This window comes from Patiriisocius marinus, assembly GCF_008974325.1.
Taxonomy (GTDB): Bacteria; Bacteroidota; Bacteroidia; order Flavobacteriales; family Flavobacteriaceae; genus Patiriisocius; species Patiriisocius marinus.
The window spans coordinates 13,995-35,700 of record NZ_BKCG01000010.1; the positions used below are offsets into that span (position 1 = coordinate 13,995).

At 35.7% G+C, this 21,706-nt stretch carries 30 protein-coding genes; 25 read left to right on the plus strand and 5 right to left on the minus strand.

Going from position 1 to position 21,706, the window contains the following annotated elements; genetic code table 11:
- Nucleotide 1: 1 nt before the first annotated feature.
- The gene (locus tag GBH57_RS14240) at nt 2-769 is read left to right on the plus strand and encodes a rhomboid family intramembrane serine protease (protein WP_151675171.1); all 768 of its coding nucleotides are present in this window, start codon (nt 2-4) and stop codon (nt 767-769) included.
- 4 nt (nt 770-773) lie between these two features.
- On the opposite strand, the gene rlmB is transcribed toward GBH57_RS14240, so the two are convergent.
- From rlmB to GBH57_RS14265, 5 genes are all read right to left on the minus strand, one after another.
- On the minus strand, nt 774-1,511 hold the full coding sequence (gene rlmB, locus GBH57_RS14245; RefSeq protein WP_151675172.1) for a 23S rRNA (guanosine(2251)-2'-O)-methyltransferase RlmB: 738 nt from the start codon (nt 1,509-1,511) through the stop codon (nt 774-776).
- A 66-nt stretch (nt 1,512-1,577) separates the two neighbouring features.
- Nucleotides 1,578-2,195: a P-loop NTPase family protein gene (locus GBH57_RS14250; protein WP_151675173.1), complete on the minus strand. Its 618-nt coding sequence runs from the start codon at nt 2,193-2,195 to the stop codon at nt 1,578-1,580.
- A gap of 21 nt (nt 2,196-2,216) precedes the next feature.
- A complete protein-coding gene (locus GBH57_RS14255) occupies nt 2,217-3,857 on the minus strand; it encodes a SusD/RagB family nutrient-binding outer membrane lipoprotein (RefSeq protein ID WP_151675174.1) in 1,641 nt (546 codons plus the stop codon).
- 78 nt (nt 3,858-3,935) lie between these two features.
- Nucleotides 3,936-7,193: a SusC/RagA family TonB-linked outer membrane protein gene (locus GBH57_RS14260; protein ID WP_151675175.1), complete on the minus strand. Its 3,258-nt coding sequence runs from the start codon at nt 7,191-7,193 to the stop codon at nt 3,936-3,938.
- A gap of 119 nt (nt 7,194-7,312) precedes the next feature.
- Nucleotides 7,313-8,908, minus strand: a complete 1,596-nt coding sequence (locus GBH57_RS14265) for a BamA/TamA family outer membrane protein (RefSeq protein ID WP_151675176.1) — start codon at nt 8,906-8,908, stop codon at nt 7,313-7,315.
- A 365-nt stretch (nt 8,909-9,273) separates the two neighbouring features.
- Here GBH57_RS14265 and rpsL point away from each other — a divergent pair, with 365 nt between their 5' ends.
- From rpsL to rplO, 24 genes are all read left to right on the plus strand, one after another.
- On the plus strand, nt 9,274-9,648 hold the full coding sequence (gene rpsL / locus GBH57_RS14270) for a 30S ribosomal protein S12 (RefSeq protein ID WP_151675177.1): 375 nt from the start codon (nt 9,274-9,276) through the stop codon (nt 9,646-9,648).
- Nucleotides 9,649-9,672: 24 nt separating this feature from the next.
- Entirely contained in the window at nt 9,673-10,149 is a 477-nt protein-coding gene (rpsG, locus tag GBH57_RS14275; protein WP_151675178.1) for a 30S ribosomal protein S7, read from the plus strand.
- A 3-nt stretch (nt 10,150-10,152) separates the two neighbouring features.
- A complete protein-coding gene (gene fusA, locus GBH57_RS14280) occupies nt 10,153-12,279 on the plus strand; it encodes an elongation factor G (protein ID WP_151675179.1) in 2,127 nt (708 codons plus the stop codon).
- A 10-nt stretch (nt 12,280-12,289) separates the two neighbouring features.
- Nucleotides 12,290-12,595, plus strand: coding sequence for a 30S ribosomal protein S10 (rpsJ, locus tag GBH57_RS14285; RefSeq protein ID WP_007094989.1), 306 nt, complete (start codon nt 12,290-12,292; stop codon nt 12,593-12,595).
- 196 nt (nt 12,596-12,791) lie between these two features.
- The gene (rplC, locus tag GBH57_RS14290; protein ID WP_151675180.1) at nt 12,792-13,403 is read left to right on the plus strand and encodes a 50S ribosomal protein L3; all 612 of its coding nucleotides are present in this window, start codon (nt 12,792-12,794) and stop codon (nt 13,401-13,403) included.
- The gene (rplD, locus tag GBH57_RS14295) at nt 13,403-14,032 is read left to right on the plus strand and encodes a 50S ribosomal protein L4 (RefSeq protein ID WP_151675181.1); all 630 of its coding nucleotides are present in this window, start codon (nt 13,403-13,405) and stop codon (nt 14,030-14,032) included. The genes rplC and rplD overlap by 1 nt, the downstream gene beginning before the upstream one ends.
- Nucleotides 14,033-14,039: 7 nt before the next feature.
- Nucleotides 14,040-14,336, plus strand: a complete 297-nt coding sequence (gene rplW, locus GBH57_RS14300; RefSeq protein ID WP_151675182.1) for a 50S ribosomal protein L23 — start codon at nt 14,040-14,042, stop codon at nt 14,334-14,336.
- A gap of 20 nt (nt 14,337-14,356) precedes the next feature.
- Nucleotides 14,357-15,181: a 50S ribosomal protein L2 gene (gene rplB, locus GBH57_RS14305; protein ID WP_151675183.1), complete on the plus strand. Its 825-nt coding sequence runs from the start codon at nt 14,357-14,359 to the stop codon at nt 15,179-15,181.
- Nucleotides 15,182-15,184: 3 nt separating this feature from the next.
- Nucleotides 15,185-15,463 (plus strand): 30S ribosomal protein S19, encoded by a 279-nt coding sequence (gene rpsS, locus GBH57_RS14310; protein ID WP_151675184.1) that lies wholly within the window; start codon nt 15,185-15,187, stop codon nt 15,461-15,463.
- Nucleotides 15,464-15,469: 6 nt separating this feature from the next.
- Entirely contained in the window at nt 15,470-15,877 is a 408-nt protein-coding gene (gene rplV / locus GBH57_RS14315; RefSeq protein ID WP_151675185.1) for a 50S ribosomal protein L22, read from the plus strand.
- Between the two features lie 4 nt (nt 15,878-15,881).
- Entirely contained in the window at nt 15,882-16,613 is a 732-nt protein-coding gene (rpsC, locus tag GBH57_RS14320) for a 30S ribosomal protein S3 (RefSeq protein ID WP_151675186.1), read from the plus strand.
- A 19-nt stretch (nt 16,614-16,632) separates the two neighbouring features.
- Nucleotides 16,633-17,052 (plus strand): 50S ribosomal protein L16, encoded by a 420-nt coding sequence (rplP, locus tag GBH57_RS14325; protein ID WP_151675187.1) that lies wholly within the window; start codon nt 16,633-16,635, stop codon nt 17,050-17,052.
- 16 nt (nt 17,053-17,068) lie between these two features.
- Nucleotides 17,069-17,260, plus strand: coding sequence for a 50S ribosomal protein L29 (gene rpmC / locus GBH57_RS14330; protein ID WP_151675188.1), 192 nt, complete (start codon nt 17,069-17,071; stop codon nt 17,258-17,260).
- Between the two features lie 15 nt (nt 17,261-17,275).
- Nucleotides 17,276-17,539: a 30S ribosomal protein S17 gene (gene rpsQ, locus GBH57_RS14335; protein WP_151675189.1), complete on the plus strand. Its 264-nt coding sequence runs from the start codon at nt 17,276-17,278 to the stop codon at nt 17,537-17,539.
- Between the two features lie 2 nt (nt 17,540-17,541).
- Nucleotides 17,542-17,910 (plus strand): 50S ribosomal protein L14, encoded by a 369-nt coding sequence (rplN, locus tag GBH57_RS14340; RefSeq protein WP_151675190.1) that lies wholly within the window; start codon nt 17,542-17,544, stop codon nt 17,908-17,910.
- Between the two features lie 12 nt (nt 17,911-17,922).
- Nucleotides 17,923-18,237, plus strand: coding sequence for a 50S ribosomal protein L24 (gene rplX / locus GBH57_RS14345; protein WP_151675191.1), 315 nt, complete (start codon nt 17,923-17,925; stop codon nt 18,235-18,237).
- A 2-nt stretch (nt 18,238-18,239) separates the two neighbouring features.
- A complete protein-coding gene (rplE, locus tag GBH57_RS14350; protein WP_151675192.1) occupies nt 18,240-18,791 on the plus strand; it encodes a 50S ribosomal protein L5 in 552 nt (183 codons plus the stop codon).
- Nucleotides 18,792-18,794: 3 nt separating this feature from the next.
- On the plus strand, nt 18,795-19,064 hold the full coding sequence (gene rpsN, locus GBH57_RS14355) for a 30S ribosomal protein S14 (RefSeq protein ID WP_151675193.1): 270 nt from the start codon (nt 18,795-18,797) through the stop codon (nt 19,062-19,064).
- 124 nt (nt 19,065-19,188) lie between these two features.
- A complete protein-coding gene (gene rpsH, locus GBH57_RS14360; protein ID WP_151675194.1) occupies nt 19,189-19,590 on the plus strand; it encodes a 30S ribosomal protein S8 in 402 nt (133 codons plus the stop codon).
- Between the two features lie 18 nt (nt 19,591-19,608).
- Nucleotides 19,609-20,151, plus strand: coding sequence for a 50S ribosomal protein L6 (gene rplF, locus GBH57_RS14365; protein WP_151675195.1), 543 nt, complete (start codon nt 19,609-19,611; stop codon nt 20,149-20,151).
- Nucleotides 20,152-20,162: 11 nt separating this feature from the next.
- Complete coding sequence (gene rplR, locus GBH57_RS14370; RefSeq protein WP_151675196.1) at nt 20,163-20,519, plus strand: 50S ribosomal protein L18; 357 nt, start codon at nt 20,163-20,165, stop codon at nt 20,517-20,519.
- A gap of 4 nt (nt 20,520-20,523) precedes the next feature.
- Nucleotides 20,524-21,048 carry a 30S ribosomal protein S5 gene (gene rpsE, locus GBH57_RS14375; protein WP_151675197.1) on the plus strand — a complete coding sequence of 175 codons (525 nt, stop codon included), beginning with the start codon at nt 20,524-20,526 and terminating at the stop codon, nt 21,046-21,048.
- Nucleotides 21,049-21,059: 11 nt separating this feature from the next.
- Entirely contained in the window at nt 21,060-21,239 is a 180-nt protein-coding gene (gene rpmD / locus GBH57_RS14380; protein ID WP_151675198.1) for a 50S ribosomal protein L30, read from the plus strand.
- A gap of 10 nt (nt 21,240-21,249) precedes the next feature.
- Nucleotides 21,250-21,702, plus strand: coding sequence for a 50S ribosomal protein L15 (rplO, locus tag GBH57_RS14385; RefSeq protein WP_151675199.1), 453 nt, complete (start codon nt 21,250-21,252; stop codon nt 21,700-21,702).
- Nucleotides 21,703-21,706: the final 4 nt, after the last annotated feature.

Consider the following 21,706-nt stretch of genomic DNA (forward strand, 5'->3'; position numbering starts at 1 on the left):
TATGACAATTTCAAGAAAGTTATATTTCACTCCAGATGTTTTTTTATATCCATTACTCTTAGTGATGATTATGTGGGTTGTGTTTTGGGCAGAAATTCGCTTTGGATTTAGATTCAATCAATTTGGAATACGCCCTGGAAAAGTTTCTGGTTTAAGTGGAGTAGTAGCTGGACCATTTATTCACGGAAGTCTACAGCATCTCTTTAATAATTCTATACCTTTAATGGTGTTGACAACAGCACTTTTTTATTTTTACAGATCTATTAGATGGAGAGTATTACTCCTTGGTATACTTTTCACTGGTCTATTGACTTGGTTTATAGGAAGGCCATCCTACCATATAGGTGCAAGTGGTATAGTTTACTTATTAGCTTCTTTCTTGTTTTTTAAAGGTATATTTTCTAGACTTTATCAATTAATTGCTTTGTCTTTCGCTGTTGTATTTGTTTACGGAAGCTTATTATGGTACGTATTTCCTATAAAAGAGGGTATTTCATGGGAAGGGCACTTATCCGGTTTTGTTGTTGGATTATTGTTTTCTTTAATATTTAAATCTCGTGATATTAAAGTAAAAAAATACGAATGGGAGCAAGATGATTACAATCCAGATAACGACCCTTTTATGAGGCAATTTGATGAGAATGGTAATTTTGTTGACTCTGTTATTCCAGAGGGAATTAAAGAAGATAATAATCTATCAACAACTTCAAATCAAGTCTCTAAAGTTACATATAGTTATGTAAGTAAAATAAACAACGAAGAAGAATAGTTTTTTATTGAAGTCTTTGTCTTACTGTTTCATATAGGAATACAGCACAAGCAACTGATACATTAAGAGAATTAATTTCTCCTAAAAGAGGCAACGATGCTTTTTCATTTGCAATATTCATAACAGATTTTGAAACACCTTTCCCTTCAGAGCCCATAATTATAGCTAAGCCTGTAGTTAGTGTCAAGTCATAAATACTCTTTTGAGCTTTCTCACTAGCAGCAATTGTGTTTATTCCGCTTCCTTGTAGATAGTAGATTGCATCTTTAATGTGATCAACTTTACAAATAGGGATGTTAAAGATAGCACCTGCAGAGGTTTTAACAGTATCTCCACTTACTGGAGCACCACCTTTCTTTTGAATAATTACCCCATTTACTCCTGTGCACTCAGCTGTTCTTAATATAGCGCCAAAATTTCTAACGTCACTTATCTGATCTAAAATCAAAAACAAGGGAGCTTTAGTATTTTCTAATGAGCTTTCAACAAGTGTTTCTAATGAAACAAATTCAATAGGGGATGTAATTGCTACAATACCTTGATGATTACTTCGACAGAGTTTGTCTAGTTTTTCTAAAGGAACATAAGATATTGTAGTTTGATTTTTTTCTAAATCTGCTACAATTGCTTCTATTTTAGGATTACTTAAATCCTTTTGTATAAAAACTTTATCAATTGTTTGTTCAGCTTTTAGAGCTTCAATAACAGGGTATATTCCGAAAACTAATGATTCTTTATTCATTTTGTAAAAGTAAAAAACCATCCTGAATAAACAGGATGGTTTTAAATATATTAAGAATAATAATTATTATTCAGCTGGATCTTCAAAAGTAACTTCCCAGTTGTAAGCAGCTAATAAGCCAGGTACTCCAACTAAAACTCCATCAGAATTTTGCATATTCCATTGACCAGGTTCTGGTACGAAATCTGGATCAGAAGGATCTAAATATCCGTCAGCTTCAGGATCAGTAGGGGTTGGTGAAATGAAAGCAGAAGTACTTCCGTCATACACAACACCATCAACAGTTGTAACTTTTCCGAAAAATTCGAAACTGTCATCTTCAGCAAATGTACTTGCGTCTACACCAAACAATGAAGCCATATCAGAAGCAGTAAAGCCAATGTCAAATGGGAACGTTGTAGTTGATCTGAAAGCTAATGTGTCTAAAGTAGCTCCTGCGAAATCACCTCTTACAGTAATTTCATATAAAGCAGCAGTTTCATTCGGATCTTCAACAGCAGAGTCAAAACTAGCTGTAGCTGGGTCAGCACCTGCTTCAAATACTGGAGCAGTTACGAATTTTACAAATCCCCCATTTCCTAATTCAATAACACGGGCTTTATCTTCATCTTCACAACTTGTGAATGTTGCTGAAGCAAGTACAGCGACAAATGCAAGTGAAAGAAATTTATTTATATTTTTCATAATAGAATTAATTTAAAGTTATTAGTCGATGAAACCTGCTGGGTTAGTATCCCAAAACACTTGATTAGTCAACGGCTGCTGATCGATATTTGGATTTGCAGTAGTTGCTGTGTTAGGATATCTGTAAATTCTTGGGAATTCACCAGCTGGAATGATAGGTGATTGTAAAGTTGGGTAACCAGTTCTTCTGTAAGTATTGTAAGGTTCAACACCATTTCCAAAAGCAGCTAAGTACCATTCTCTAGCAACAATCTCTTCTTTACCAGCAGCACTTGCTCCGTTATATTCAGCCGTTACTCTAGCGATGTAATCACTTACATCAGCATTTGTAGCTTCGTAATCAGTTCCATCAGCACCATCAGTATCTAAAGTGTTAAAGTCAAGTACTTTGTCCATACTTAATTGAATACCTTGAGTCATTAATGCTAAAGCATTTCCACCAGTTCCTAATGTTAAAGCAGCCTCAGCTAATGCGAAGTGAGTAAAAGAAGAAAGGTAAATTGGAGTAATACCAACACCTTCCATTGATTCAGATACATCTCTAGCTCTTACGAAATCATTTTTGTCAAATGCTCCACCTGCTGGGTAAACACCATATGTAGATTTTTTTGGTCCATCATTTGGAAGACCTTCATCATCTGCATGATCACGTCCCCAGTATTTATTACCTACGTAGCAATAGTCGTAAATTGCATTACCTGCACAAGGAAGGTTAGATCCACTTGGCTCTTCATCTCTTTGTCTGTAAATGTAGAAACGTAATCTTGGGTCAGCAATACCATTCTCAACGAAAGGCGCGTTAGTATCACCTGCATTTAAATAATCGTAATAAGGATTACTTAAATACGTATTAGCTGTAGCTAAGTAGTTGTTTACGAAAAAAGGGTGTCTACTTTCAGGCTCCAAAGTATTTGAATAGCTGAATTGGAAATCTTCTTCAACAGTATCAATTATATTTTGAGAACTTAAAGCAGAAATTGCAGCACCATCACCAGTGTTTAAAGCAGCTCTTAATTTTAAAGTATTAGCTAAAGCTATCCAGTTATTTGCGTCAAAAGCTTCTCCATTGTAATAGATGTCGATAGGTAAAATATTTGTGTCTGCGCTTAAGTTTCCTATTGCAGTATCTAATAATGCAATTTGTGCAGCGTAAATAGATTCACCAGAATCTAAACCAGGTGTTGGGAATTCAATTGGTCTGTTAGCCTCTGTAAAAGGTACATCTCCTAAGTAATCAACAAGAATCATATATGTGTATGCTTCAAGAACTTGAGCAACACCTACGTGATAAGGAATTCCATCAGGATCGTTAGCATCAATTTGTTCAATTAAATCAACATTTGCAAACATACGATAAGCATTAGACCAAGAGTTAACTAAAGTGTTATCATCAACAATAGAATTATATTGACCAAATTGGTTTATCATACGAGTAATTTGCATAGATGAACTGTTAACACCATCTCTGAAATTTCCAAGAACGAATTCACCTTGAAATATAGTGTTAAATGATAATTGAATACTGTTCAATACAAAGTTAGGGTCAGCTGACTCAATATTGATATCGTTTGGATTCTCTAATAAGTCTAATTCACCAGACTCACATCCAACGAATAGTCCCATCAAAGCAGAAACCAATGTTATTTTTAATAAATTTTTCATAATATTAATTTATAAGTTTTTATATACTACTATAACAGGTGATAGTTTAAAATACCACCTGTAGTAGTTATATTTTTTTTAGAATGTTGCTTTTACGCTGAATGAATAACGCTTAGAAGTAGGACCAGTTTGGAATTCAAGACCTTGTCCGTTTCCTGTACCAGTACTTAAAGCTTCTGGGTCAATGTTGAAAGCATCTGGAATGTTAAATGCTTTTACATATAAATTCTGTCCAGATAATGAGAAAGAAACGTTTCCAAAAGGAGTTCTATCTAACATTTTCTCAGTTAATGAGTAAGTTAAAGATGCTTCTCTTAAACGAATATGAGATGCGTCATAGATACCTTGTCCAGAAGGATCAACTAAGTTAATGAAATATACATCATTAGCACCAATCTGAATTTCGTTTTCAATGAAATTACCATTACCATCAACTAAAGGTTGTCCAGTTGTAGGGTTAGCTAAGATACCAGGGATAGTGTAAGAACCTTCTCTGTTGTTAACGTTAGCAGTAGTTACACCACGACGATAAAATTGAGTTGCAGTTTGAGAGTAAATATCACCACCGTGAGTATATTCAACTTGAGCAGATAAAGCAAATTGCTTGTAAGTCCAAGTGTTAATAGTAGAAATATTCCAATCTGGGTTAGGATCTCCAATTGTTTCAATAGGAAGACCTAAATCATCTTCACTGTTAAGAATCTTTCCTGTATCAGGATTAATTAATAACTGTCCACCTACACCAATACCAAATGGATTCTCATCAGAAATATTTGCAGCATCATAACGTGCAGCATATCCACCTTTAATAACACCTAGAGGTTCTCCCTCTGCAGCAAAGTTACCAAGGTTTGTGAATCCTGCGAAAGCAAATTCTTCAACTCCACCTAAGTCAGTAACTTCATTTTCAAATGCAGTAAAGTTGTTACGTACATCCCAGTTAAAGTTTTCGCTTTTCAATAAAGTAAAGTTTAAACCTAATTCAACACCTTGAATTTGAGTTTCAGCTACGTTATCTAAAGTACTTGTAAAACCAGTTGATGGAGCTAATGGACGTCCAACGATTTGATCTTCAATAGTACGCTTATAAACTGTTGCGTCAAGTGTAATTCTTCTGTTGAATAATTCAGATTCAAGACCTAATTCAAATTCAGTCTGTAATTCAGGCTCTAAAGATGGGTTAGGTTGAGTAGCTGGTAATGAGTTAGTTGTTACACTTCCTATTGTTGGTACAACTGCTGATACAGCATTTGTAGTTAATACAGCTCTAGTTGCATAAGCTCCAGGGAAACGTGCAGATGAACCGTAACCAGCTCTAAGCTTTAAGAATCCAAGACCTGATGCATTACCAATTCCATCAATTGATGTTGGTACAAACGCTAAAGATGCTCCAGGATAGAATAAAGATCTGTTTTCTTCTTCTAAAGTAGAAGCCCAGTCATTACGACCTGAAAGTGTTAAGAATAAATATCCATCGTAATCGAAAGCTGCTTCTCCATAAGCACCTAATATGTTTCTTTCAATTTCATAGTCTAACTGTCCAGCAATAGGGTCATTAGTTGTTTGGTTTGTAAAGTTTCTGTGGTTGAACACGTTGAATACAACTTGTCCACTACTTGATTGACCAAACTGTTCGTATGTATCACGTCTAGAGTTGAAACCTAATTGAGTAGTTAAACTCAATTTGTCTGCTAATTCTATGTTGTTAAAACTAAAGTTCAAGTTATGATCATAAATAAAGTTTCTTCCTTCTGTAGTTCTTAAGAAACCATTAATGTATGTTTCATCAATAGCACCTTTAGCTACTCTAAATTCTTGGAATTCACTATATGTATCTAAACCAAATCTATAAGACACGTTAATGTTGTCAGAGATAGCGTAAGAAGCGGCAAGTTTACCGTAAAAACGATTAGTTTTTTGTTCAGTTCCAGCATAGTTTAATAACCAGTATGGGTTTTCTTGGTCACCTCTGTAGTATACAGATGCTCCAGTGTTAGGATCTTCAAAAGGAAGATTAGTTAAATCTAAGTTTCTAGGAATAAATAATGTTCTGTTGAAAATAGAGAATCCACTTGCGTTGTTCGCTGCAATTGGTGGAGTGTTAACTCTTGTATTACTAAAGTTAGCAGTACCATCAAAAGAGAATTTGTTAGATAATTTAGTAGATCCACCAAGACCAATGTTATATCTTGTTAAACCGTTGTTTCTGATGTAACCATCTTCAGATGTGTAACCAAAGTTTAAGTTATAACGAGTGTTTCCTTCAGCACCTGGAGAACCAGCAACATTTACAGACATACCCTGTCCTAAACCTGTTCTGAAAAAATCTTCTACGTTATTAGGAGCAGCTTCGTAAGGAATTTGTAATCCATCAAATTGAGGGAATACAGCACCTTGTGTTGCGTAAGGGTGAGCAATCATTTGGTTTGAATCAAAACGAGCTCCCCAGTTTCCTACGAATCCAGGATTAGCACCATTATCAGAACCCTGACCGTAGTCATTTTGGTATTCTGCTAAGTTGTTAATTTCAGTTTGGTAAACAGTAGAAGAAACAGAAACTTCAAATTTCTTGTTTAAGTCTTTGTTACTACCATTTTTTGTTGTGATAATTACAACACCATTTCTACCTTGTTGTCCGTAAAGTACAGAAGCACTTAAACCCTTAAGGATTTCAACACTTTCTACGTTGTTTGGATCAAGATCTAAGAAACGGCTACTTGTAACTGTGTTACCACCTGCAAATCCAGTTTGTTGGTTAGTACCACTATCAAAAGGTACACCATCAACAATAAATAATGGTTGGTTACTACCGTTAATAGAACTCTTACCACGAATGATAAAGTTTGTTCCAGAACCTGTAGCTCCACTATTACCTGTAATTTGTACACCTGCTACCTTACCATTTAAAGAACGTACAACGTCACTTTCTGGTTTGTTCTCAATAGCTTCTGCGTCCAGTGACGTTACAGCATAACCTAGAGATTTTCTCTCCTTGGTAATACCACCGTAACCTGTTACAACTACTTCATTTAAAGTCTCACCTTCTTCCATAGTTACGTTGAATCTACTTGAAGAAGCAGTTACAGCGTTTTCTACTTTGTTGAAACCTACGTAAGAGTAAACTAATGTTTGCCCAACTGCTGCTCCAATAGAGTAATTTCCATCGAAATCAGATTGGGTACCATTTGTTGTACCTTTTACGATAATGTTAACTCCGGGTAGCGGTAGTCCTGAACTATCAGTAACCGTTCCGGTAATTGTTTTTTCCTGTGCAAACGATAGTTGCACTACTAACGCTAGTAATAGCGTTAAAATTCCACTAAACTTTGTTTTCATTTTATAATTATTTGAATTAGCCAATGCCAAAAATCACAATAAAAAGTTAATTACACAACTATTTAAACCTAAAATTTAAATTTTTTAGTTTGCGCATTCCTAGATTTTAAGCGGTTTTGTTAGAAGTTGGTAACTAAGCTAAAGTGTATTTTTGAATTTGAAAATTTAAAGTCTTGATTTTCAATATTTCCGTTAGCAAAATTAAACTTGAATAAACCTGCTTTGGTTTGTAAGCCAAGTCCAATCCCAAAGCTGTAGAGTTTTTCTTTTTGGTTTATAACGTCATTTTCAAAGTAACCAAGGTCTATTATGCTGTGTATGTAGGTTTTACTTGATAGAATGTATCTGTATTCTGTGTTTAAAACTGAGTATAATGACGCGTCAATGCTATTCTCTGTAAAGCCTCTTATGCTGTTTATTCCTCCAAACCTGAATAGCTCATTTGTTAAAAATTTTTTGCTAAATAATATTGATGTGCTGTTTTGTACGAAGAATGAGTTTCTGTTATTTAAATTAAAAATGTGAAATAAAATGCTTTGAATTTGAGTTTGATCATCTGTAAATTCATCTGTAATTCTTTTTCCTAATTGCATTTCTAATAAAAAAGTACTTTTTAAAGGGAATATCGATGAGTTTTGAAAGTTTTTGTATTCCACTCCTCCAACACCAAATGTTGAGCTGTAATCATCAATTTCTGTAGTTATGTCTTCTGTATTTTGTAGATTACTGGATTTGTTTGCTTTGTAGCCTAAGTAGTATTTTGTTGTTGGTTTTGCTTGGTATATTGCTTTTATCTGTTGTCCGTTTGTGGAGAAAGTGCTATCCCTTCTAAATAAATTTAACTCGACTGATAGTCCTACAGGAGATTGTAGAATATATGGCAGTGTTGTTTTTACTTTGAAGTTTCGTTGTTCTTCACCGTCAGCTTTGTAGTTTATGAAGAATTGTTCTCCAAAATTTAGGTTGTTGTTGAGTTCAAGGTTGATATATCCGTTAAGTTCTAGTCCTTTTCCGTTTTCTTTTGACGCAAACCCAATAATTCCGTCAAAGTTGTTGCTATTCTTTTTTTCTAAGTATAGAAATACAGTGGTTTGATTTTTTTCGAATAAAGCTTCTGGTGATTTTAAACTGTTGGAGAAAGGTAAATTGTTTATTATATTATTTTGTTTTATTAGTAAGTTTTTATTAAATTTTTTTCCAATTTTTATTCCTGCGGCATGCTTAATAAATGACCGCGGAAATTTTTCATAGCCTTTCACAATAATGCTGTCAATTTTTCTTGTGCTTCCAAGATTTGATTCGATTTTGGCTGCAAGAGTATCGTTGCTTCTTTTTAAGTTGCTTAACTTTAGCTTTGCGAAAGCATTCCCATTTGAACTTTGTAATTTATTCAATTCTCTTAAAACTGATTCTGTTTTGTTAAATGGTATGATAAAATATGTTTCGTAACTATTCTCTGAGATTGAGCTAATTTGTTTGTTGCTGAAATTTTCAGGGTCAAAATGAATTTTTAAATACTCAATTTTTTTTCCTAAGTGGTAATTCGCAGTGAAGGTTGAGTCATTATTTTTTTTGATTTCAATTAGTTTGCTCTCTAGATAGCCATAAGTTCTAAATGAATTTTCTAATCTTTTAGATTCACTTTCAAGTGCCCGATAATCAATATGTTTTTTCTTCGGTTTTATTTCGGCTATAATTTTTTCATTAATTTTCATTTCGGAAGAAATTTTAAGCGTCAATTCTTGGGCTGTAACACAGTGAGTTACGGCGGTATATATATTAAGGTATAGTAAGATTTTTATTATTTTATTCAACGATATGTTGTTAAGAGGTGTAAAGGTAACGATTGGTGATGTTTTAATGTTGTCTCTTTTTTATGAAATTTTTTCTTTCAAATTTTTCATTTGTTTCTTTTTACTTTCAATACTTTTTTAACAATGAGTTTGAGTTCCAATGTTATTTTTCAATAAAATGATTAAATTAAATTCGTGAAGTGTTGATTATCTGAAAATTTATCTTATTTTTGCACGCCCTAATAAGAGGGAATAAACAGAAACAAATAAGTATAACAAGTATTTTTATGCCAACTATTTCACAATTAGTACGAAAAGGAAGGACCAAAATAACCAAGAAGTCAAAATCGGCTGCATTGGATTCGTGCCCACAACGCCGCGGTGTTTGTACGCGTGTATATACTACTACTCCTAAAAAACCGAACTCAGCAATGCGTAAAGTAGCGCGTGTTCGTTTAACAAATGGAAAAGAAGTAAACGCATACATCGGAGGTGAAGGACACAATTTGCAAGAGCACTCGATAGTATTGGTTAGAGGTGGAAGGGTGAAGGATTTGCCAGGAGTTAGATACCACATTGTTCGTGGAGCTTTAGATACCGCGGGTGTCGACGGAAGAACACAACGTAGATCTAAGTACGGTGCAAAACGCCCTAAGAAGTAATTTTAATTTTTTTAAAACGAAGACATGAGAAAAAGAGCAGCCAAGAAAAGACCTCTTTTGCCGGATCCAAGGTTTAATGACCAATTAGTAACGCGTTTTGTTAATAACATGATGTGGGATGGTAAAAAGAGTGTGGCTTTCAAAGTGTTTTACGATGCAATTGATATCGTAGAAGAAAAAAAGACAGACGAAGAAAAAACAGGTTTAGAGATTTGGAAGGATGCCCTTTCAAATGTAATGCCTCACGTTGAAGTGCGTAGTCGTAGAGTAGGTGGAGCAACATTCCAAATTCCTATGCAGATTCGTGCAGATCGTAAGATATCTACTGCAATGAAGTGGTTGATTGGTTTCGCAAGAAAGCGTAACGAAAAATCAATGGCTCAGAAGTTAGCTTCAGAAATTTTAGCAGCAGCTAAAGAAGAGGGAGCAGCAGTTAAGAAGCGTACTGATACGCATAAAATGGCCGAAGCAAATAAAGCATTCTCACATTTCAGATTCTAAAAAATGGCAAGAGATTTAAAATTTACAAGAAACATTGGAATTGCAGCTCATATTGATGCGGGTAAAACCACTACAACTGAGCGTGTTCTTTATTATACAGGAGTTTCACATAAAATTGGTGAAGTACATGATGGTGCTGCAACAATGGACTGGATGGAGCAAGAGCAGGAAAGAGGTATTACAATTACATCTGCTGCTACTACTTGTACCTGGAAATTTCCATTAGAGAATGCGGAGCCAACTCCAGATACAAAAGATTATCACTTTAATATTATTGACACACCTGGTCACGTAGATTTTACTGTAGAGGTAAATAGATCTTTGCGTGTATTGGATGGTTTAGTTTTCTTATTTAGCGCAGTGGATGGTGTAGAGCCACAATCTGAAACTAACTGGAGATTAGCAGATAATTATAAGGTGCCTAGAATTGGTTTCGTTAATAAAATGGACCGACAAGGGTCAGACTTTTTAGGAGTTTGTCAACAAGTAAAGGATATGTTGAAGTCTAATGCGGTGCCAATCGTTTTAAACATTGGTGACGAAGAGGATTTTAAGGGTATTATAGATTTAGTAAAAAACCGTGCTATTGTTTGGCATGAGGAAACTCAAGGAGCTACATTCGATGTTATCGATATCCCTGAGGATATGAAAGAAGAAGCTCGTAAGTACCGTGCCCTTTTAATTGAAGAAGTGGCTAGTTATGATGAGAATCTTTTAGAGAAATTTATGGAAGATGAAAGTTCAATTACAGAAGAAGAAGTGCATAGAGCGCTTAGAGCTGCTGTAATGGACATGGCTATCATTCCTATGATTTGTGGTTCTGCTTTTAAAAATAAAGGTGTTCAGTTCTTGTTAGATGCTGTATGTCGTTATTTACCTTCTCCTATGGATAAGGAAGGTATTGTGGGTGTAAATCCTGATACTGAAAAAGAAGAATTACGTAAGCCAAGTGTTGATGAGCCTTTTGCTGCATTAGCATTTAAAATTGCTACAGATCCTTTTGTAGGTCGTTTAGCATTTTTTAGAGCTTATTCTGGTCGTTTAGATGCAGGTTCGTATGTGTTGAATAATCGTTCTGGGAAGAAAGAGCGTATATCTCGTATATATCAAATGCATGCTAACAAGCAGAATGCTATTGACTTTATTGAAGCTGGTGATATTGGTGCTGCTGTTGGATTTAAATCTATCAAAACGGGAGATACTTTAACAGATCAAGAGCATCCTATTGTTTTGGAATCGATGGACTTTCCTGATCCAGTAATTGGTATTGCGGTTGAGCCTAAAACTAAAGCTGATGTTGATAAATTAGGTATCGGTTTAGCTAAGCTAGCGGAAGAAGATCCTACCTTTACTGTACGTTCAGATGAGTCTTCAGGTCAAACTATTATATCTGGTATGGGTGAGCTTCACTTAGATGTAATTGTTGATCGATTAAAACGTGAATTTAAGGTTGAAGTTAATCAAGGTCAACCACAAGTAGAATATAAAGAAGCTATTACAAGATCTGCTGATCATAGAGAAGTTTATAAGAAACAATCTGGTGGTCGTGGTAAGTTTGCTGATATCGTATTTACGATAGAGCCAGCTGACGAAGGTGTGGTAGGTTTACAATTTGAATCAGTTATTAAAGGTGGTAACGTTCCTAAGGAATTTATTCCATCTATTGAAAAAGGATTCAAAATGGCTATGGCTAATGGTCCATTGGCAGGTTACGAAGTTGATTCAATGAAGGTAACATTGAAAGATGGGTCTTATCACGATGTGGATTCTGATCAATTATCTTTTGAGTTAGCTGCTAAACTTGGATTTAAAAATTCAGCAAAAGCTGCTAAAGCAGTTATTATGGAGCCTATTATGAAGCTTGAGGTTATTACTCCTGAAGAAAACATGGGTGATATTGTTGGTGATTTAAATAGAAGACGTGGTCAGGTGAGTGATATGGGTGATAGAGCTGGTGCAAAAACTGTAAAGGCTACTGTACCTCTTTCTGAAATGTTCGGTTATGTAACTACATTAAGAACATTGTCATCAGGTCGTGCAACATCAACAATGGAATTTTCACATTATGCAGAAACACCTTCTAATATTTCAACAGAAGTAATTGCTGCAGCTAAAGGAACAAACGCTTAATATTTCAGCTATGAGTCAAAAAATCAGAATTAAATTAAAATCTTACGATCATAATTTAGTAGATAAATCTGCTGAAAAAATCGTAAAGACTGTAAAAACTACAGGTGCTGTAGTAACTGGGCCAATCCCATTACCTACACATAAAAAAATATTTACAGTATTACGTTCACCTCACGTTAATAAGAAGAGTAGAGAGCAATTTCAATTGTCATCTTATAAGAGATTATTAGATATATACAGTTCTTCTTCTAAAACAATTGACGCTCTAATGAAATTAGAGTTGCCAAGTGGTGTTGAAGTTGAGATAAAAGTATAATTATATAATACAGAGTTATACTAGTATAATTCTGTATTAACATGTCCTGCGCTTGTATGCAAAGGAAAAACGGAAAACAAAGTACATTCGGGATCGAATTTATTTTGATCCCGTTTTGTTTTAACAAAAATAAACGAATGATATCTGTTGAAACTGATTTCAACATGTTGATTTCATAATTCTAAATTTAATAAATATGTCTGGGTTAATTGGAAGAAAGATAGGGATGACCAGCATCTTTGACGCAAACGGTAAGAATATGCCGTGTACCGTTATTGAGTGTGGCCCCTGTGTTGTTACCCAAGTCAGAACTGAAGAAGTAGACGGTTATGCTGCGCTTCAACTAGGTTTCGATGACAAAAAGGCTGTAAATAAGGCTGCTGAAGGGCACGCTAAAAAAGCAGGTACTGTCGCAAAACGTAAAGTTGCAGAATTCAAAGGTTTTGATGAGGAGTACAAATTAGGTGATACGATCACTGTAGAGCATTTTGCTGAAGGAGAATTTGTCGATGTGGCAGGAACTTCAAAAGGTAAAGGTTTTCAAGGTGTTGTAAAACGTCACGGTTTTGGTGGTGTGGGTCAAGCTACTCACGGTCAGCATAACCGATTAAGAGCGCCGGGTTCTATTGGTGCAGCATCATATCCTGCGAGAGTATTCAAGGGAATGAAGATGGCTGGTCAAATGGGGAACGAAAAGGTGAAAGTTCAAAATTTAAGAGTTTTAAAAGTAGTTGCTGAAAAGAACTTACTTGTTGTGAAAGGATGTATTCCTGGACCTAAAAACGCTTATGTAACGATTCAGAAATAATGAAGGTAGCTGTATTAGACATTAACGGAAAAGACACAGGTAGAAAGGTTGAACTTTCTAAGGATGTGTTTGGTATTGAGCCTAATAATCATGCTGTATATCTAGATGTAAAGCAGTACTTGGCAAATCAACGTCAAGGAACGCATAAAGCAAAAGAACGTGCAGAGATTGTAGGATCAACTAGAAAAATAAAGAAGCAAAAAGGAACTGGTACTGCTCGTGCGGGTAGTATTAAGTCTGGTGTGTTTAGAGGTGGTGGTAGAATGTTTGGTCCAAGACCAAGAAACTACTCTTTTAAATTAAATAAGAACTTAAAGCGTTTAGCTCGTAAATCTGCCCTTACAATGAAGGCAAATGATAAGGCAATCGTTGTGATTGAAGACTTAACATTCGATAATCCTAAGACTAAGAATTTCACTGCTGTTTTAAAGACTTTAGGTCTTGATGACAAAAAGTCGTTGTTCGTGTTGGGTGAATCAAATAATAATGTATATTTGTCTTCTCGAAATTTAAAAGGTACTGAAGTGATAAGTAATTCATCTTTAAGTACTTACAAAATTTTAAACGCAAATAGTGTAGTGCTATTTGAAGGTTCTTTGGAAGGAATAGAGTCAAACTTAAGTAAATAGAAACAAGATGAGTATCTTAATTAAACCTATTATTACGGAAAAAGCTACGGCTGATGCGGAAATTAATAACCGTTTCGGTTTCATAGTGAACCCAAAGGCGAACAAGGTAGAAATCAAAAAAGCGGTTGAAGCCACTTATGAAGTTTCTGTTATTAAAGTTCGAACATTAAATGTCCGCCCGGACAGAAAAACTCGTTATACAAAGACGGGTATTCAAACTGGTAAAACAAATGCTTATAAGAAAGCAATTGTACAGGTGGCGGAAGGTGATACAATAGATTTTTACAACAACATTCAGGATTAATCCTGATAAATTAGACACACATGTCAGTAAGAAAATTAAAACCTATCACCCCAGGTCAGCGTTTTAGAGTTGTTAATGGTTTTGACGCCATTACAACTGATAAGCCGGAGAAGTCATTACTTGCTCCGAATAAACGATCTGGTGGTAGAAACAGTCAAGGTAAAATGACTATGCGCTACATAGGTGGTGGTCATAAGAAAAAGTATAGAATAATCGATTTTAAACGTGATAAAGCAGGAGTTCCTGCTACAGTAGCGTCAATAGAATATGATCCAAACCGTACAGCATTTATTGCATTGCTTAATTACCAAGATGGTGAAAAGCGTTATGTAATTGCTCAAAACGGACTACAAGTAGGTCAGAATATAGTTTCTGGAGATACAACTGCTCCTGAAATTGGAAATGCTATGACTTTAGCAAATATTCCATTAGGTACTATTATTTCTTGTATTGAATTACGTCCAGGTCAAGGAGCTGTTTTAGCTCGTAGCGCTGGTGCTTTTGCGCAGCTTATGGCTCGTGACGGTAAATTTGCAACAGTTAAGTTGCCTTCAGGAGAGACTCGCTTGATTTTGGTTACTTGTATGGCTACCATAGGTGCTGTATCTAACAGTGATCATCAGTTGCTTGTTTCAGGTAAAGCTGGTAGATCTAGATGGTTAGGTAGAAGACCTCGTACTAGACCAGTAGTGATGAACCCTGTTGATCACCCAATGGGTGGTGGTGAAGGGAAGTCTTCTGGTGGACATCCAAGATCTAGAAACGGTATTCCTGCAAAAGGATATAGAACTCGTTCTAAGACAAAGCAGAGTAATAAGTATATAATCGAACGTAGAAAGAAATAAGCTATGGCAAGATCGTTAAAAAAAGGACCGTACGTTCATTTTAAATTGGACAAGAAAGTTGAGCAAAATGTAGCTTCTAATAAGAAGACGGTAATCAAAACTTGGTCTAGAGCCTCGATGATTACTCCTGATTTTGTAGGACAGACAATAGCAGTGCATAATGGAAGACAATTTGTTCCTGTGTATGTGACTGAAAATATGGTAGGACATAAACTAGGAGAATTTTCACCTACAAGATCATTCCGTGGTCACGCAGGTGCCAAAAATAAAGGTAAAAAATAATAGGCCATGGGAGTTCGTAAAAGAGAAAGAGCAGAAGCAATCAAGGAGGCGAAAAAAACACAATATTTTGCTAAATTGAATAATTGCCCTACATCACCAAGAAAAATGCGCTTAATGGCGGATTTGATTCGTGGTGAGAAAGTAGAAAAAGCACTTAATATTTTGAAGTTTAGCTCAAAAGAGTCTTCACGTCGTTTAGAGAAATTGTTGTTGTCAGCTATGGCAAATTGGCAAGCTAAAAATGAAGAAGGTTCTATTGAAGAGGCTGATCTTTTTGTCAAGGAAATCCGTGTAGATGGAGGAACTATGTTAAAAAGATTACGTCCAGCACCTCAAGGTCGTGCACACAGAATAAGAAAACGCTCTAACCACGTAACACTGGTATTAGGAGCTAATGATAACACACAAAGCTAAATAGATGGGACAGAAGACAAATCCAATCGGAAATCGCCTAGGAATTATCAGAGGATGGGAATCTAACTGGTATGGTGGTAACGACTACGGTGATAAACTTGCCGAAGACGATAAGATTAGAAAATATATTCATGCTCGTTTATCTAAAGCAAGTGTGTCTAGAGTAATAATTGAGCGTACGCTTAAACTTGTAACCGTTACTATTACAACTGCAAGACCTGGTATTATTATCGGTAAAGGTGGTCAGGAAGTAGACAAGTTAAAAGAAGAGCTTAAGAAGATTACTGGTAAGGAAGTGCAAATTAATATCCACGAAATCAAAAGACCTGAGCTAGATGCTCAGTTGGTGGGGGCTAGTATTGCAAGACAAATTGAGAATAGAATCTCATATCGTCGTGCGATTAAGATGGCTATCACAGCAGCAATGCGTATGAATTCTGAAGGTATTAAAGTGCAGATCTCTGGGCGTTTGAACGGTGCTGAAATGGCGCGTTCTGAGTCTTATAAAGATGGTCGTATTCCATTATCTACATTTAGAGCTGACATTGATTATGCTTTAGTTGAGGCGCACACTACTTATGGTAGGTTGGGTGTTAAAGTTTGGATCATGAAAGGTGAAGTGTACGGAAAAAGAGAGCTTTCTCCATTAGTAGGGTTATCTACGGGTAACAAAAAAGGTGGAAAAGGCGGAAATCAAGGACGAGGTGGGAACAACAAGCCACGTCGTAGAAAGTAATTTTTAAAGAGAACAGAAAATGTTACAACCTAAAAGAACTAAATTCCGTAAACAACAGAAAGGACGTATGAAAGGTAATGCTGGACGCGGAAACCAGCTTTCTTACGGAACATTTGGAATAAAATCTTTAGACTCTAATTTCTTGACAGCTCGTCAAATTGAGGCGGCTCGTATTGCAGCAACACGTTTTATGAAAAGAGAAGGATCTATATGGATCATGATTTTTCCAGACAAACCAATTACTAAGAAGCCTCTTGAGGTACGTATGGGTAAGGGTAAAGGTGCTGTGGAGTATTGGGCAGCAGTTGTTAAACCAGGTAGAGTTTTGTTTGAAATATCTGGAGTGCCATTGGAAACAGCTAAAGAGGCATTACGTCTTGCAGCACAAAAGCTTCCAGTTAAAACAAAGTTTGTGGTATCAAGAGATTTTCAAGCTTAATTTTTGAAACTGTATTATGAAACAATCAGAGATAAACGAAGCATCAACAGCAGATTTGCAAGCTAAGCTTGTAGAAGCTAAAAAAGTGTATTCAGATTTTAAAATGGCTCACGCTATTTCACCGTTAGAGAATCCAATTTTGCTAAGGACTCATAGAAGAACCGTAGCTAGAATTGCGACAGAACTAACTAAAAGAGAAGTACAATAAGTACCAAGCTGAAAGATGGAAGAATTAAAAAGAAATTTAAGAAAAGAACGTGTAGGTGTTGTTACAAGTAACAAGATGGATAAGTCTATTGTAGTTGCTGAAGTGAAAAAAGTAAAGCACCCAATGTATGGAAAATTCGTTTTAAAAACGAAAAAGTACGTAGCACACGACGAGACAAATAACTGCAACGAAGGTGATACTGTTAAGATCATGGAGACACGACCTATGAGTAAAACTAAATGTTGGAGATTAGTAGAAATCATTGAAAGAGCGAAGTAATTATGTTACAACAAGAATCAAGACTTAGAGTCGCAGACAACACTGGAGCGAAAGAAGTACTTACTATTCGTGTATTAGGTGGAACTAAAAGGAGGTATGCTTCTATTGGTGATAAAATTGTAGTATCTGTTAAAGATGCAACTCCTAATGGTACGGTAAAAAAAGGTACGGTTTCAACTGCAGTAGTTGTGCGAACAAAGAAAGAAGTGAGAAGACCAGATGGATCTTACATTCGCTTTGACGACAATGCATGTGTATTATTGAACCCACAGGGTGAAATGAGAGGTACGCGTGTTTTTGGACCAGTAGCTAGAGAGCTTCGTGATAAACAATTCATGAAGATTGTATCATTAGCACCTGAGGTGCTTTAATACGAAAATAAAATGGCAAAGCTTAAATTAAAATCAGGAGACCAAGTAGTTGTTACTGCAGGAGACCATAAAGGTTCTGAAGGTAAGGTTATGCGTGTCTTTGCTGAAAAGAACAAAGCAATCGTAGAGGGAGTTAATATGGTAAAGAAACATGAGAAGCCTAGCGCTGCTAGTCCTCAAGGTGGAATTACTGAAAAAGAAGCTCCTATTCATATTTCAAACCTATCAATAGTTGATCCTAAGGATGGAAAAGCTACACGTGTAGGTTACAGAATGGAAGATGGAAAAAAAGTACGATTTTCTAAAAAATCGAATCAAGTATTATAGTTATGGGATATTCACCAAGACTTAAGGAAGAATACAAGAGCAGAGTAATAGGTGCTCTTACGGAAGAATTTGGTTACAAAAATGTAATGCAAGTTCCTAAATTAACGAAAATTGTAGTTTCTCGTGGTGTAGGTGCCGCTGTAGCAGACAAGAAATTGATTGACTATTCATTAGATGAATTGACGACAATTACTGGTCAAAGAGCAGTAGCAACTATTTCTAAGAAAGATGTCGCTACGTTTAAACTTCGTAAAGGTATGCCAATTGGAACAATGGTTACTTTGAGAGGTGAACGTATGTATGAGTTTTTAGATAGACTTGTGACATCATCTTTACCAAGGGTACGTGACTTTAATGGTATTAAAGCAACTGGATTTGATGGAAGAGGTAATTACTCATTAGGAGTTACTGAACAAATCATTTTCCCTGAAATCGATATCGATAAGATAAAAAAGATTGAAGGAATGAACATAACGTTTGTTACTACTGCTGGTACTGATAAAGAAGCAAAATCGTTATTAACAGAATTAGGTTTACCTTTTAAAAAGAACTAAGAGATGGCTAAAGAATCAATGAAAGCCCGCGAGGTTAAGAGACAAGCAATGGTAAAGAAGTATGCTGAAAAGCGTAAAGCTTTAAAAGAAGCTGGGGACTATGAAGGTTTACAGAAATTACCTAAAAATGCCTCTCCTGTACGTTTACATAATCGTTGTAAATTAACAGGAAGACCTAAAGGGTATATGAGAACATTTGGTATTTCACGTGTAACATTCCGTGAAATGGCTAACCAAGGTTTAATACCAGGTGTTAGAAAAGCATCTTGGTAAATTATTAGCAAAGCGGAAATTTTTTACCGTAAATTTGTTAAAGCAATAAAGCTTAATTAACTGATGGAAGGTTTAATGTGCGTAATATTTCGGCATTGAAAACCATCATCGCAATTATATAAAAATGAATACAGACGTAATCGCAGATTACCTAACGAGAGTTAGAAACGCCGTAAAGGCTGGACACCGTGTCGTTGAGATACCGGCGTCAAACCTTAAAAAGGAAATAACAAAAATTCTTTTTGATCAAGGTTTTGTTTTGAGCTATAAATTTGAAGATGATAAAGGACACCAAGGTGTTATTAAAATCGCTTTAAAGTATGATAAGCTTACAAAAGATCCAGTTATCAAGAAAATTCAACGTATAAGTAAACCAGGTTTACGTAAATACGCAAGTGCTAACGAGATGCCACGTATCTTAAATGGATTAGGTATTGCTATTGTTTCAACTTCAGCAGGAGTTATGACAGGAAAGCAAGCTCAATCTCAGAATGTAGGTGGTGAAGTATTGTGTTACGTATACTAATATAAAAGACAAGAACAGATGTCAAGAATAGGTAAAAACCCGGTAGCGATTCCAGCAGGTGTAACAGTTGAAGTAAAAAACAACGTGATTACTGTCAAAGGAAAATTAGGAGAATTAAATCAAGAGTTCTCTGATGTTACAGTAAAGGTAGAAAACGACGAAGTAGTCGTAGAGCGCTCAACAGATCATAAAGATCACAGAGCAAAACACGGATTATACAGATCTTTAGTGTTCAACATGATAGAAGGAGTTTCTAAAGGTTGGTCTAAAGAACTAGAATTAGTTGGTGTAGGATATAGAGCAAGTAATCAAGGTCAAAAATTAGATCTTGCTTTAGGATTTTCTCATAACATAGTTTTAAATGTTGCTCCAGAAGTAAAAGTTGAAACTGTTTCTGAAAAAGGAAAAAATCCAATAGTGAAGTTAACTTCACACGACAAACAATTAGTAGGTCAAGTTGCTGCGAAAATTCGTGGTTTCCGTAGACCTGAACCGTACAAAGGAAAAGGTGTTAGGTTTGTAGGTGAACAAATTAGAAGAAAAGCAGGTAAATCTGCATAAGATATAAAGTTATGGCATTATCAAAAGAAGGAAGAAGACTTCGTTTACGTAGAAGAATACGTAAAACGATTAGTGGAACAGCTCAGCGTCCTCGCTTAGCAGTTTTCAGAAGTAATAAAGATATCTATGCTCAACTTATTGACGATGTAAATGGTAAGACCATTACTGCTGCATCTTCAAGAGATAAAGATATAGAAGCTGCTAAAGTTAATAAAGTTGAAGCAGCAAAATTAGTAGGTAAAGCGATTGCTGATAAAGCATCTAAAGCTGGTGTTGAAAGTATTTCTTTTGACAGAGGAGGTTACCTATATCACGGAAGAGTTAAATCATTAGCCGAAGGGGCTCGCGAAGGCGGACTAAAATTCTAAGAATATGTATCAAGATTATAAAAACGTAGAATTAGTAAAGCCAGGAGGCCTTGATTTAAAGGATCGTTTGGTAGGAGTACAACGTGTTACTAAAGTGACAAAAGGAGGTAGAGCCTTCGGATTTTCTGCTATTGTTGTGGTAGGGGATGAAAACGGAGTTGTAGGACAAGGTTTAGGGAAATCTAAAGATGTAGCAAGTGCAATTGCAAAAGCGATTGAAGATGCTAAGAAAAATTTAGTTAGAATACCTTTGAATAAATCAACTTTACCTCACGAACAAAAAGGAAAATATGGTGGTGCTCGAGTAAATTTATTACCAGCAGCTCCTGGTACAGGGGTAATAGCAGGTGGTGCAGTTCGTGCAGTACTTGAGGCGGTAGGAGTGCATGATGTACTTTCTAAATCTCAAGGATCATCTAATCCTCATAATGTTGTTAAAGCAACTTTTGATGCTCTATTACAAATGCGTAGTGCTCAAACTGTGGCGCAACAGCGTGGTATTTCAATGGAAAAATTGTTTAAAGGATAAACCTATACAAGATGGCAAAAATAAAAGTAACAAAGGTTAAGAGTGCGATAAACCGTACTCAAAACCAGAAGAGAACGCTTCAAGCGCTTGGACTTAAAAAAATAGGTCAAACTGTGGAGCATGACGACACGCCAAATATTCTTGGTATGGTAAACAAAGTTCAACATTTAGTTTCAGTAGAAACTGTTTAAGATATAAAACATGAATTTAAGTAACTTAAAACCTGCAGAAGGTTCAGTTAAAAGACAAGGGAAGCGTGTAGGACGTGGACAGGGTTCTGGAAAAGGTGGTACGGCAACCCGTGGTCACAAAGGAGCAAAGTCTCGTTCTGGATACTCTAAGAAAATCGGTTTTGAAGGTGGTCAAATGCCTTTACAACGTCGTGTACCTAAGTTTGGTTTCACTAACATTAATCGTAAAGAATATCAGGGGATTAACCTTGATACTTTACAACAGTTAGTTGATGACAAGAAAATTAAGGACACTGTAGATTTTGATGTATTAGTAGGTCTTGGACTTGCTCGTAAGAATGAAATGGTGAAGATTTTAGGAAGAGGAGAGTTGAAGTCTAAATTATCAGTAACTGCACATAAATTTACTGGATCCGCTCAGAAAGCTATTGAAGCTGCTGGTGGAGAGGTAGTAACATTGTAATCGA